This window comes from Halorubrum sp. 48-1-W, assembly GCF_003287355.1.
Classification (GTDB): Archaea; Halobacteriota; Halobacteria; order Halobacteriales; family Haloferacaceae; genus Halorubrum.
This window is the reverse complement of the sequence record NZ_QMIM01000041.1, coordinates 1-13231: the sequence shown is the minus strand read 5'-3', so window position 1 is coordinate 13231 and position 13231 is coordinate 1. Positions and strand designations below refer to the sequence as shown.

10 protein-coding genes and 2 pseudogenes are annotated in these 13231 nt (G+C 65.5%); 8 read left to right on the top strand and 4 right to left on the bottom strand.

Annotated features, from left to right (window positions below):
• The first annotated feature begins 205 nt into the window (after positions 1-205).
• The 3 genes from DQW50_RS15975 to DQW50_RS15965 all read left to right on the top strand — a co-directional run bounded on the left by DQW50_RS15975 (position 206) and on the right by DQW50_RS15965 (position 2559).
• Positions 206-1555, top strand: coding sequence for an alkaline phosphatase family protein (locus DQW50_RS15975; RefSeq protein ID WP_112080256.1), 1350 nt, complete (start codon positions 206-208; stop codon positions 1553-1555).
• Positions 1556-1613: 58 nt separating this feature from the next.
• On the top strand, positions 1614-2030 hold the full coding sequence (locus tag DQW50_RS15970; RefSeq protein WP_112080255.1) for a DoxX family protein: 417 nt from the start codon (positions 1614-1616) through the stop codon (positions 2028-2030).
• Between the two features lie 220 nt (positions 2031-2250).
• Entirely contained in the window at positions 2251-2559 is a 309-nt protein-coding gene (locus tag DQW50_RS15965) for a hypothetical protein (RefSeq protein WP_112080257.1), read from the top strand.
• 19 nt (positions 2560-2578) lie between these two features.
• Here the strand turns inward: DQW50_RS15965 and tmcA are convergent, their stop codons facing one another.
• A complete protein-coding gene (gene tmcA / locus DQW50_RS15960) occupies positions 2579-4885 on the bottom strand; it encodes a tRNA(Met) cytidine acetyltransferase TmcA (RefSeq protein WP_112080254.1) in 2307 nt (768 codons plus the stop codon).
• A 119-nt stretch (positions 4886-5004) separates the two neighbouring features.
• Between tmcA and DQW50_RS15955 the strand changes: the two genes are divergently transcribed.
• Entirely contained in the window at positions 5005-5454 is a 450-nt protein-coding gene (locus DQW50_RS15955) for a UPF0179 family protein (RefSeq protein ID WP_112080253.1), read from the top strand.
• 6 nt (positions 5455-5460) lie between these two features.
• On the opposite strand, the gene DQW50_RS15950 is transcribed toward DQW50_RS15955, so the two are convergent.
• On the bottom strand, positions 5461-6186 hold the full coding sequence (locus DQW50_RS15950) for a nucleoside phosphorylase (RefSeq protein ID WP_112080252.1): 726 nt from the start codon (positions 6184-6186) through the stop codon (positions 5461-5463).
• Positions 6187-6411: 225 nt separating this feature from the next.
• On the opposite strand from DQW50_RS15950, the gene DQW50_RS15945 reads away from it, so the two are divergent.
• The 3 genes and pseudogenes from DQW50_RS15945 to DQW50_RS15935 all read left to right on the top strand — a co-directional run.
• Complete coding sequence (locus DQW50_RS15945; protein ID WP_112080251.1) at positions 6412-9012, top strand: CARDB domain-containing protein; 2601 nt, start codon at positions 6412-6414, stop codon at positions 9010-9012.
• 479 nt (positions 9013-9491) lie between these two features.
• A complete protein-coding gene (locus DQW50_RS15940) occupies positions 9492-11486 on the top strand; it encodes a CARDB domain-containing protein (RefSeq protein ID WP_198664707.1) in 1995 nt (664 codons plus the stop codon).
• A gap of 179 nt (positions 11487-11665) precedes the next feature.
• Positions 11666-11848 (top strand): annotated as a pseudogene (locus DQW50_RS15935) (hydroxymethylglutaryl-CoA synthase); the annotation flags it as partial.
• A 331-nt stretch (positions 11849-12179) separates the two neighbouring features.
• Here the strand turns inward: DQW50_RS15935 and DQW50_RS15930 are convergent.
• On the bottom strand, positions 12180-12617 hold the full coding sequence (locus tag DQW50_RS15930) for a PIN domain-containing protein (protein WP_112080249.1): 438 nt from the start codon (positions 12615-12617) through the stop codon (positions 12180-12182).
• Complete coding sequence (locus DQW50_RS15925; protein ID WP_112080248.1) at positions 12614-12910, bottom strand: AbrB/MazE/SpoVT family DNA-binding domain-containing protein; 297 nt, start codon at positions 12908-12910, stop codon at positions 12614-12616. The genes DQW50_RS15930 and DQW50_RS15925 overlap by 4 nt, the downstream gene beginning before the upstream one ends.
• Positions 12911-13087: 177 nt before the next feature.
• Between DQW50_RS15925 and DQW50_RS15920 the strand changes: the two are divergent.
• Positions 13088-13231, top strand: a pseudogene (locus tag DQW50_RS15920) (hydroxymethylglutaryl-CoA synthase); the annotation flags it as partial.

Sequence of the window (13231 nt, the reverse complement as noted above, 5' to 3'; positions counted from 1 at the left end):
GCGCCCAGGACAAGGAGGACCTCATGGAGCGCCTCCGCGACCTCGGCTACATGTAGGGACCGGCGACCGACCCGCACCGCCTCCGCCGACCGAACCCACCGACCGGTTGCCGGAGCGTTCTGGCCTCCGTCCACCCGTCACAGGTCGCTGTCGGCCGTGCCGTCTCCGACGTGTTTTTCCACCGTCGGGTCGATCATCCGGTAACATGGGCCTGTTCGATAGACTCCGCGGCGACGACGATCCCCGCCTCGTCTTCCTCGGTATCGACGGCGTACCGTACGACCTCGTCGAGGAGCACCCCGACGTCTTCGACAACCTCCACCGCATCGCCGACGCGGGAGCCGGCGGCCGGATCTCGAGTATCGTCCCGCCCGAATCGAGCGCCTGCTGGCCCAGCCTCACGACCGGCGTCAACCCCGGCAAGACCGGTGTGTACGGCTTTCAGGACCGTGAGATCGGCTCCGACGAGACGTACGTCCCGATGGGCAAACACGTCCGGGCGACCCGCGTGTGGGACCGCGTGACCGCCGACGGCGGCGACGCGACCGTACTCAACGTTCCGGTCACGTTCCCGCCGCAAGGCGACGTCCAGCGGATGGTCTCCGGGTTCCTCTCGCCCTCTCTCGAGTCAGCCGCGAGCGACCCGTCGGTCCAGTCGGTCCTCGAGGAGCACGACTACCGGATCGACGTCGACGCCAAGCTCGGCCACGACGAGGACAAGTCGGCGTTCCTCGAGAACGCCCACGACACGCTCGACGCCCGCTACGACGTCTTCGACCACTACCTCTCCGCGGACGACTGGGACCTCTTTTTCGGCGTGTTCATGACGACCGACCGGGTGAACCACTTCCTGTTCGGCGACTACGCGAACGACACCGACGACGCGGACGCGTTCCTCGAGTTCTACCGCGCGCTCGACGACTACATCGGCCGGATCTACGACTCGCTCCCGGACGACGTCTCGCTCGTGATCGCCTCCGATCACGGGTTCACGGAGCTGGTCCACGAGGTGAACTGTAACGAGTGGCTCGCGCGGAACGGCTACCTGGGCTACGACACGGACGACCCCGATGAGCTCGCGGACATCAGTGCCGACACCGAGGTCTTCTCGTTCATCCCAGGACGGTTCTTCGTCAACCTCGAGGGCCGGGAGCCGGACGGTGCGGTGCCCGAAGCCGAGTACGAGGCGGTTCGCGACCGACTGATCGATGACCTGGAGTCGATGACGGGTCCCGACGGCTCGTCCGTCTGTGCGCAGATCCACCGGGGTGAGGACGTCTTCGACGGCCCGGCCGCCGACATCGCCCCCGACGTGGTCGTCGTCCCCGAGGACAGCTTCGACCTGAAGTCCGGCTTCGGGCGCAAGGACGCGGTGTTCGGTCAGGGTCCCAGAAACGGGATGCACAAGTTCTCGAACGCGTGTCTGTTCACCGACGACGACCGGATCGCGATCGACGACGTCGACCTGTTCGACCTGACGCCGACCCTGCTCGAGATGCTCGAGGTCGACGCGGACGACGCGGCGTTCGACGGCCGGAGCCTCCTCCGGTCGTAGCCGTCCGAGCGCGAGCGTCGACTGTAGAGTTTTGTACCTCCGAACGGTATCGGTACGCATGACCGAAGATACCGCGAACGACTCGAACGACGCGAACGACGCGAACGACTCGCTTTCACGGCTCGGACGGGTCGCGCTCGGGCTCGGGCTCGCGTTCCAGGCCTCCGAGGACTTCCGCGACATGGAGGGCACGGTCGAGTACGCCGAGTCGGCCGGGGTTCCGATGCCCGAGGTCGCGGCCCCGCTCGCCTCGGGGACGATGCTCTCGGCCGGGCTGGGGATCGCGCTCTGGCGGTTCCCGCGAGTCGCGACCGGCGCGGCTGCGACCTTCCTCGCGGTCGTCACGGCGACGATGCACGACTTCTGGAACGCAGACCCGGACGACCGGAGCGGCGAGCGGCTGGCCTTCTTCGGAAATCTGGCGATGCTCGGCGGCGTGCTCGTCTTCTTACGGCGGGCCTATCGGTCCGATTAAACCGGACGGTTCGACGCTCCGCGACGATCCCCGTCGCGCGATCCTCGTTCGCCTCCAGTCGCACGATCCTCGTTCGTCTCCAGTCGCGCGATCCTCGTTCGCCTCCAGTCGCACGATCCTCGTTCGCCTCCAGTCGCGTGAGGCTCACCCGTCTTTCCAGTATTCGACCGTAGTTTTATTTCTATGCGGTGTGTGAAGACGAATACACCGGGTGCCGACCATGGCTCACGACATCAGCGCCGCACAACCGTCGACGATCGCCTCTCTCCACCAACGTCGTGTCGTCGCGGGGCTCGCTGACGACGCCGTCGAGACGGTGTCGGACCTCAGGCCCCGCGGGCGCGCCGAGGAGATCGAGGCCGTGCTCCGTGAGACGCACCTTCCCGCGCTCGAGGAGGCGGGATACATCGAGTGGGACCGTGAGACCGACGAGGTCAGGCCCGGTCCGAACTTCGCGGAAGCGGCTGCTCACGTCGCGGACCTCCCGAGTCCGGTCCCCGGACCGGACCCCGAATCAGCTGACGACTGACGACCGGGTACAGCTCCCCTCAGTCGACGAACCGATCGCGCTCCGCGAGCGCGAGGTCGGTCCCGTATCGCTCGACGAGCGGTTCGACGGCGGACCCCAACGCCCGCATACACGACGCCGTCGAGACGTATCCCAGCTCCTCGGCGATACTCTCCCACTGCCGTCCCTGTAACACCTTCCGGACGAGTAGCCGCTCCTCGCGGTCGTCGAGACCGTCGCCGTTCCCTCCCACTAGTGCCGCGATCGCGAGGTCACGGAACGCGCCGGGGGCGACGTCGTACATCCCCGGGCCGAACGACGCCGCGACGACGGCCCGCCACTCGTGGGGCGTGAGGTCGACCGTCGTCGGTGCGGGACAGGCCGCGAGGACGCCGCGGACCACGTCGGCGTCGACGTCGCGGTGGGTATCGGAGAGCGCGTCGCGCTCGCGGTCCCGGAGGGCGACAGCGTGCCGGTCGAGGAGGGTTCTCCCGGCCTCGCCGTCGGGGCGGAGCATCACCGCGGAGTGCTCTCCAGAGGCGTCGTTCCGAGTCGTCGAGAGGTGGACGCTCCGGTAGCCCGCCCGTCGCCAGAATCGGAGGAGCCGCGGCGTCGCGCCGAACCCCACGGAGAAGTAGTCCACCCCCCCGCCGAACTCGTCGTGGATCCGCGCCAGTAGGCGCGAGCCGAGCCCGCGCCCGCGGACGGCGTGGTGGACCGCGATCCGGACGGTCCGAAGTCCGCGGGGCTCGGCGGCGGACTCGTCGCGCAGCTGGCTCGTGAGCACGTCCGGAACCATGTTCCCGCGGACGCGCTCGCCCTCGTACATCCCCGCCCGCGTGGCCGGGTCGAGCCCACCCTCCCGGGCGCACAGCGCGACGGCGACGACGCGGTCGCCGGCGACGAGCGCCCGCGCGAGGAGGTTGGGCGCGTCGAGCAGGCGCGCGAGGTCGTTCGGCTCCGTCCGGTAGTGGGCGGCCACGAGTAGTCCGAACGCCTCGCCCAGTAGGGTCTCGTTCGCGAGGAGTTCGTCGGGGGAGAGCGTCCGGTATCGGACGTCGTCGACGGTCGTCCCAGCGACCGCCTCCGGGACCGCCGGACGGGCGTCCAAGAGCAACGCGCGCGAGACCCACGACTCCACCGGATCGTCGCGGGCGTACCGGATCGGCTCGTCGAGCCGTACGTCCCGGACCGTGAACTCGCTCGCTGCGAGGTGGTCGCGGAATCGCACCGAGAAGCCACGACCGGCCCCCTCGTAGCCGTGGACCGTCGTACAGAACGCGACCGCGGGAGCCGTGAGGAACCGCTCCAGCAGTCGTACCGGGAGCGCCGCCGCCTCGTCGACGATGGCGCAGTCGGGACCCTCGGGAAGCTCGGCGGCGACCGCCGGCGTAGCGAACCGGACCCGGCCGCCGTTCGGGGCGTCGACGGTCCTCGACTCCTCGTCGTCCTCGGCGATCGCTTCCCCGTCGCCGGCCTCGGCGGTCGCTTCCCCGTCGCCGTCCTCCGCTACCCCGATTACTTCGCGAGCGCGGGCGAACACCTCCACAGCGTTGCGGAAGGCGGGGGCGGTGACCAACACGTCGTGTCCGTCGAGCGCGAGCGCGCCGGCGGCGAGCCCGGCGGCGCTCGACTTCCCGCGTCCGCGGTCAGATTCGACGACGACCGCCGACCCCGGCGTCGAAAGCGACTCCAGTGCGCGGACCGCGCGCGACTGGTCGGCGGTGAGACACGCCCCGTACACCGCCCCGGGAAACGTCGCCGTCGCCGGTCGCCCCGGCGGCGACCGCGACCGCGCAGTCGGCGGGTCGGTGAGCCCGTCCCGTTCGACCGTCATCCCCCCTCCGGCGCCTCCCGGCTCCGTCCCGTCCAGGTCGACGACGGCGATCCCCGGATGGGTCCGTATCGTCCCCACGAGCCGCCGGCGGAAGCGCCCCGTCACGTCCGCGAGCGCGAAGGGCGGAACCGCGAGCGACTCGTCGAAGCCGTCGCGCCGATCCGGCCATCCATCGAGCGGGGGCGTCACCAACACGAGCAGTCCGCCGCCGTCGACCGCGCCCGCCGCCCGCCCCAGCGCGTTCGGGACGAAGCGGTCGTGGCAGTCGAGGACGACGACCTCGCGCGTACGGCCGAGAAGCTCGTCCGCGCCCCGCGGGGCGACCCGCTCGAACCGAAACCCCTCGCGGGTGGAGACGAACGAGACGCCCCCCTCATCGACGTCGACCGCCCCGATCGCGTCGTATACTGCGTCGATGCCGCGGTCGCGGCCGCCGGCGAGCACGAGGAGCCGTCGCTGGTTCGCCCGCTCGGCCTCCCGTTTCAACGCTCTCGCCAGCTCCGCGATCATCCGGTAGCCCTTCTCGGTCGGCGGGGATGTGTGTTGTCTTCCGGACCGCGACGGGGAGCGACCGCCGTCGTTCCCGTCGAGGCGGGAAGCTTACGACGCCGGGGGCCCTCTCTCCGGGTATGTCCACGGTCACGCTCATCGGCTCGCGGCTCGCGGACACGGGCCGAGAGTTCGTCTACGAGGGGGAGTCGCCCGACTGTGCGGGGTGTCCCTATCGTAGCCAGTGTCTCAACCTTACGGTCGGGACGCGGTATCGGATCACGGGCGTGCGCGAGAACGCCCAGACGCTCGACTGTGCCGTCCACGACGCCGGCGTCCGCGCGGTCGAGGTCGAACCCGCGCCCGTCCCCGCGAACGTGCCGTCGAAGGGGGCGTACGCCGGGAGCCGGGCGTCGCTCGCGGGGCCGTGTCCCCACACCGAGTGTCCGAGCCACGAGTACTGCGTCCCCGACGGGGCGGACTTCGACGAGGAACGCCGGATCGAGCGGGTGCTCGGCGACCCGCCGCACGACTACTGCGCGCTCGACCGGGAGCTGACGCTCGTGGAGTTCAAAGCCGAAGAGGAGTGACGCCCGCTACAGCCCGACGACCGCGTCGAGCGTGATCCGGATCGCGCGCTCGACGTTGTCCTTCGCCTTCTCCGGGAGTTCGTCGTCGGAGTCCGCGCCCTTCTGGGTGCCCGCGACGAGGTTGCCGTCGACCGTACAGATCGCCCCCGCAGCGAGGCCCTTCCGACGGGCGAGCGAGAAGACGGTCGCGGCCTCCATCTCGATCGCGAGCAGGTTCGCCGCCTCCCAGTCGTCGACGAAGTCGTCGCTCTCGTTGTAGTAGGCGTCGTCCGAGACGATGGGGCCGACGTGGACCTCCTCGTCGTTCGCCTCCGCGCCGTCGACGAGCGCGGAGAGCACGTCGTAGTCCGGGACCGCGGGGTACACCGCCGACTCGTAGCGCTTGCTCGTCCCCTCTTCCTTGGCCGCGCCGGTCGCGACGACCATGTCGCCGACCTCCATGTCGGCCTGGAGCGCGCCGCAGGTGCCACACCGGACGAACGTCTCGACGCCGACTCGCGAGAGCTCCTCGACGGCGATGGCCGCCGAGGGACAGCCGATCCCGGTCGAACAGATCGTGAGGTCGACGCCCTCGTAGCTCGCGTTGACCACCTTGTACTCGCGGTTCTGCGCGACTACCTCACCGTCGTCACACAGGTCCGCGATCCGGTCGACGCGGCCGGGGTCGCCGGGAACGATCGCGGTCTCGTGGACGTCGCCCTCCTCCACCAGCAGGTGCGGCTGTTTCGCCATACGACCGTCTCCAGCCGCTGTCCGCAAAAACGACCCGGTCCTCGTCCCGTTTCTCCCCGCCGGTCGTTTCCTCCCCCGTCTTCCCGACGTTAGCGTCCGACGCTCCCGTCGATCCTCGCTCGAAACGGCTGACGACCGCCGGCCTCGAGATCGGAGTCGAGTTACGATCGGCTTAAATTCAACTTGCACCGAATTACAATAACCTCATGGCGGATCCGGTTCGGTATGGCTGCCCGCCGGGTCGTCGCTCTCTGGATCTCCGTGGCGGTGCTCCTCTCGATGTTCAGTGTGGGTGGTGTCGTCGTCGGTGAAGCGGCTTCCGCGGGCAACACCGTCGGTAACACCGCCGAATTCGAGGTAGGCGATGTCGATCTCTCCGAGGAGGTGATCGAACGAGGGGATACCGCGGAAGTGTCCGCCGACGTAGCGAACGTCGGCGACGCGGAAGGGACGTTTACCGCCGAGTTTCGGGCGGAAGGAGAGATCCGTGATCGCGAAGCGGTCACACTCCGGGGTGGCGACTCGACTGCGGTCACGCTGAGTACAGCGTTCGAGGAACCGGGGGAGTACGCGATCCGGTTCACCGACACGGACGCCGGTACGCTCACGGTTTCCGAGCCCGCCGAGTTCGACGTCTCGAACGCTCGACTGGCGGACGAGACCGTCCTCGAAGGGGAGACCGCAACGGTGTCCGCCGACGTGACGAACGTCGGCGACGCGGCGGGTACGTTTACCGCCGAACTCGAGGTCGCCGATAGCACGAAGGGAGGCGACCAGGAGACCGTCACCGTTGACCCCGGGGAGACTCGATCGGTCGACTTCGGCGAAACGTTCGACGAAGCGGGCGAGTACCGGATCGGCGTCAGTGGCGAACCCGCCGGTACCCTGACCGTCGAAGAATCGGCCGATCCGGAGGTAACGGACGCGGTCCTCCAGGACACGGAAATATCCGAAGGGGACTCCGTCGGCGTCCTCGTGACCCTCGAGAACGCCGGGGATCGAACCGGTGACCTCGACGTGGAACTCACCGCCGGCGGCTCGGTTCCCCTGACCGAGAACGTGCGCGTTCCACCCGGGGAGGACCAAACGACACTCGAGCCGACGTTCGACGAGGCGGGAGCGTACCGGGTCGCGGTCAACGGCGTCGATGCGGGAACGGTCCTCGTAGAGACGCCGGCGGATCCGGAGGTGACGGACGCCGTGGTGCCTGCCAACCCGGTTCTCGTGAACGAGTCGGTGGCGCTCACCGGTGTGGTCGAAAACGACGGCGACAGGGACGGCGAGATGGACGTCGAACTGGCGATCGATGGGAACGTGAGTGACAGCCGGACCGTTTCCGTCGCCGGCGGCGGATCGACGAACGCCTCGTTTACCGCCTCCTTCGACGAAGCCGGCGAACGCGACGTCTCGATCGACGGTGTCGACGCCGGGACTGTCGACGTGGAGACGCCGGCGGATACGCGGATAACGGGTGCGACTCTGGAACCGACCGAGACCGTCGAAGGTGGGTCGGTCCAGATCTCCGCGACGGTCGAGAACTCCGGGGATCGGGACGGCGAGATGGATGTCGAACTGGCGGTCGACGGGAACGTCACCGACGAACGGACCGTCCCCGTCGCCGGCGGCGGATCGACGAACGTCTCGATGAACGAGACCTTCGACGACAGCGGCGAGTACAACGTCTCGGTCAGTGGCACCAGCGCCGGTGTGTTGACCGTGGAAGCCGACGACGATACCCGCGGAGGAGGCTCCGGGTCGTCGGGGCCGTCGGGATCGTCCGATCCACCCGGGTCGTCGGGGCCGTCGGGATCGTCCGATCCACCCGGGTCGTCGGGGTCGTCGGGATCGTCTGAGCCGTCCGGGTCGTCGGGGTCATCGGGGTCGTCGGAGCCGTCCGGGTCGTCGGAGATTGGCGACGACGACGACGACCCGTCCGACGTCGAGCCGTCGTTGAACCGGACCGAAACGGCGGGCGAGATCACGGTCCGTATCGACGACGCCCGAAACGGGAGCGTCGTCGTTCCGGTCGATCTCTCCGGACCGTCGGAAACGGATCCCGATGTGTCGGTGTCCACTCTGGAGGTCCGTCCCGAGAGCGACCGGGGAGGGTTCCACGTGCGGGCCGTCCGTCCGACGGCCGACCCGGGCGACTTCCCGGCCGTCCCGCGTGGGGCTGTGCTCGCGTACGTCGATCTCGGGTCGAACCTCACCGCGAACGGAACGTCGGAGGCCACCCTGAACTTCGAACTCGACCCGACCGCGCTCCCCGACGGGATCGGGAACGACGACGTACAGGTCATGCGGTACGTCGACGGGGAATGGACCGGCGCCGGAGTAACCCACGAGGTCGACGGGAGCTCCCACGGCGTCGGACTCCCTGCTTTGACCCCGCTCGCCGTGGTCGCGATCGAGTCCGGGTCCGTCGAGATCGTGGACGCCGACGTCCCGGATTGGGTTCGCACCGGGTACGAGACCACGGTGAGCGCGACCGTCCGAAACCCCGGCGAGCGGGCGGTGACGCGGACGCTGGTCGTCGCGATAGACGGTGAGGCGGTCGCCGAACGCGACGTGTCGGTCGAAGCCGGGGAAACTGCCGATGTCGACATCGCCTTCGAGCCGACGGACGGTGGCACGGTCACGCTCGACGGCGTCGAGGTCGGCGAGCTCTCCGTCGGCGACAGCCGCGGCGACTCCGATCCTTCCCCGGACGGACCCGATTCGACGGACGATATCCCCGGCTTCGGTCCGATCACGGCGGTCGTCGCGCTCCTGGCGACAGCGCTGGCCGTTCGGGTCGGACGCTCTGACCCGCCGAGAACGATTTGATATCGTGGTATTCGATTTACGATGCGTCCTCAGCGGTCGCCGAAGTGGGCGAGACGTCGTCGTAGCACGGTCGAGAACAGCTCGCGCCATGCGTTATCGGAGGTGAGACGCGGTCGCGGGAATTTATAACCGTTGGCGACCCAGAGACGGCAATGAGTTTCAGTCACGACCGTCGGGGCCAGTCGGTCGTGGTGGGGACGGTGATCCTCTTCGGCTTCCTGATCCTCGCGATGGCGACGTATCAGGTCCAGTTCGTGCCGACGGAGAACCAGGAGATCGAGTTCGAACACAGCCAGCAGGTCGAGGGCGACTTTTTGGACCTGCGAAACGCGATACTTCAGGCCGGCTCGACCGGGTCCGCACAGTCGAAACGGGTGCGGCTCGGAACGCGGTATCCACAGCGGACGTTCTTTCTGAACCCGCCACCCTCCTCCGGGTCGCTTCAGACGACGGAATCGAAAGAGATCCGGATCGAGAACGTGAGCGTGGAGGATGGAGGGAACGCTGAGGCGTACTGGGAAAACAACGACCTCACGTTCAACACGAGTTCGCTACAGTACCGACCGAACTACAATGAGTACCGCGGCGCTCCACGGTTGACGTACGAACACTCCGCGATCGCCGGGGAGTTCGATAACGGGGCCGTTCTCCTGCGGTCGGACCCGACAGTCGTCCGTGGTGAGTCGGGAACGGACCCACGGATCTCGTTGACCGTTTTAACCGGGGATATCTCCGATAACGGTGTCGATGCTCGAAACGTCGACGTTTCGCCCGTTTCACAGGGACGCGGAAGCGTTCGGCTCGCTCCCGACTCCGGTGACTCACGGATCGTCTTACCGACGGCGGTGGAAAACGAGACCGCCCTCGCCGAGCGATGGAACCGGACGACCGATGCCACGGTAACGGTTCACGGCGAGGACCGGATCCAGGTCGCCCTCGAGGGGAACTATTCGCTGTCCCTCTCGGAGGTCTCGATCGACGGTGATGGGGCGACGGAACCGGCGTACCTCGTGCCGGTTACGGGTAACGGAACCGTCGGTCAGAGCGTCGGTGTCGAGGTGCGAGACACGTATAACAACCCCGTTGCGGATGCGGAGGTGTCCTTCGACGGTACCACCGGAGAGACGAACGACGACGGACGGGTATTCTTCGAACCGGACGCTCCCGATGACTACAGCGCGACGATCAACGGTGGGGGCGAGTCCTACGAGTCCGTTCCGTTCAGTGTGACGGAAGCGGGCAGTAGCGGTAGTACGAACCGAACGTTCAGTACACAGTGGGAGTCGGACTCCGCGACCGTGGTAGCGAACGGCGATCGAGATCTGAACGTGAGTGTGTCCGATCGAAGCGGGAATCCGATCGCGAACGCGACGATCGATTACTCGATCACTCCGCAGTCTCCCGACGGTTCCTTGTCGAAATGGAACCAGTCCGTCCACGACGGAAAAGATAACGTCACGTTCGAAGCAGGGAACGCTCAGGAAGGTGAATCGTTCGACGTTTTTGCGTCCGCCGGGGACGACGTCGACACGGCAAGCGTGACGGTCATCGACGGGAGCGTCGATCTACAGGACACCATCTCTGAAAACGACACTGAATTCACTATTGATCACGGTCTCACAAACCTCGATTCAGGATTCCTCGTCGTCGAGAACGAAGACACAGGTGTAAATGAGATGTACAACATCAGCGACGGTACGAGCACCACCGACGTCGACGACATCGGTGGTATTAGCGGTGGCGACACGATCAACGCCACGCTGTACGAAGACGATTCGAGACGGGTACAGCTAGACAGCGACACGACGACCGTTGAGGATCCGGATCCGAACTTCACGGTCGATATCACCAACGTCAACGATCCGGTCACCGAGGGTGAGGATCTCAACGTCGACTACACGGTGGAGAACACCGGTGACGAAACCGACACACAGACGATCGAACTGCTCGACTTCGACGGCCAAGTCGTCGATTCGTTCGAAGTTACGCTTGACGGGGGAGAAACCACGTCAGGTACGCTCACGTGGGCGACGACATCCGGTGACGCTGGGACTGACGATATTACGGTTCGCTCTGACGACGATACCGAAACCCAAACCGTAACTATCGACCCGTCGATGGCCAACTCCGTGTCGACAACAGGTTCTCCCAGTGGATCCAATATTGCTGGAGGACCCGATGGTGGTGGCAGTCGAATCGCGTTCGACATAACTGCCGATAGTGAGGTCACACTTACTGGATTCTCTGTGACCACGGATATCGGTAGCTTCACCAACGACGGGAGTACCGTGGGTGGCGATGAACCACCGACTACATTCTCTGGTCAGGTTACGATCGACCTCGCTAGATTCAGCACAAATAATATTCAAAACTCTCTTGAAGAGGAGTTCGTCGATCCGGACACCGGGAATCCGGATATCGTCGTTACCTTGGAGTTCGACGATGGCTCGGTCTTAGAAATCGGAATCACCTGATCCGATCTACTGGAGCACGAAGGTGCGGTAGAATCTTGTTCCTGATGATTCGACGCAGGTTTGATCGGTCACAATCATCTCGATCGTTGTTACCGAGCCTGTCGATCTAGTCTTTTTTCCACGATCGACGTAATCCGCATCGACACACACACATATGCCCACTCTCTGAACGGTCGTCCATGACCGCAGTGGGGATCGACGCCATCGAGATCCGATCCGGAAAACTCAAACTCGACTTACCGAACACCTTCGCCCCGGAGAAGGGCGACGACCCGGAGAAGTACACGAAGGGGCTCGGGCTCACGAACTCCTCGTTCCCGGACGTCTACGAGGACATCGTCACCATGGGCGCGAATGCGGCCGGTGTTCAGCGACGGACCCACGCCACACCGAACACGGCAACCCAGGGCGACTCCTTCGATCTCAATGTGACCGTCGACAACATCGGTCGTGGTGGACGGACATCGTGAACGCGACGTGGGCGGATGAGCAAGGGAACAGTAGAAATTTTATTCCTATTAATCATCGAGATGGCGGTTCGGAATGCTGATGGGGGTTCCCGGACCTGCACCGGCACGATCGAGAATCAAGGTGGTTGCCTTGTTTGAGCGAGATACGGTGTAGTATCAATTGAAACTCTCGTCCTCTGTCGGATCTATACGACACGAAGTACTCCCTCAACCTCTCACCGACTCAATCTGATACCTCTCGAAACCGCTCGATCAAGTGACCGAACTCCTCCGTATCCTCGAGTTCGTCGTAGTCGTCGTCGGCACCGACCAACAACACCACCTCACTTTTCCCGGCGTCTTCCTCCTTGGCGGCTGCGAGGGCGTACGCATCCCCGAGTGAGAGGGTGTATTCCGTTTTCAGATCCGACGCGCGCTTCCACACGTCGTCGATCCCGTACGTAACGACGCCCATCCGTTCGAGATGGGCGATGTGGGCGTCCGCTCGCTCCGCAGAGCGCAGACGGGCCGCCACGTACCGGAACTCCGCGAGATTGACGGTCGTGACGTACCCGTTGACATCACCGTTGTACACGTCATCCAACACGTCCTCCACGGCGTCCGCGCCGGGCTCGTCGAAGGCGAAGGCGACGAGCGCTTCGGCGTCGAACAGGACCTTCATTCGCCGCTCTCGTTGATCTCGTGGCTCTCGTCCAACTCTCGTTTGTCCCGCTCTCGATCCTCACGGAGAAGTTCGGTTGCCGACTTCTCGTCCTTCGCCGCGGGCGTCGCGAGTTCGCCCCGAATCTCTGACGGACGTCTCACCGGACGGATCACGACCTCCCCGTCCTCGTTCTCGATGAACCGAACTCTCCCTGGCGTGTCGATGTGGAGTTTCTCCCTGAACTCCTTGGGGATCGTTGCCTGACCCTTGCTCGTGACGGTCACAGTGGCCCCGTCTTCGGCGTGGCTCATACATTATGAGTGGGTATTATGCTACTTGAATATTCGTATTACTTTTTTAGAGTAATACTCACGAAACAGTCTGAGTAACTATGAGACGTATGAATGACAGCGATGGTTCGACTGGTTTCCACGATCGACGTAATCCGCATCGACACACACATATGCCCACTCTCTGAACGGTCGTCCATGACCGCAGTGGGGATCGACGCCATCGAGATCCGATCCGGAAAACTCAAACTCGACTTACCGAACACCTTCGCCCCGGAGAAGGGCGACGACCCGGAGAAGTACACGAAGGGGCTCGGGCTCACGAACTCCTCGTTCCCGGAC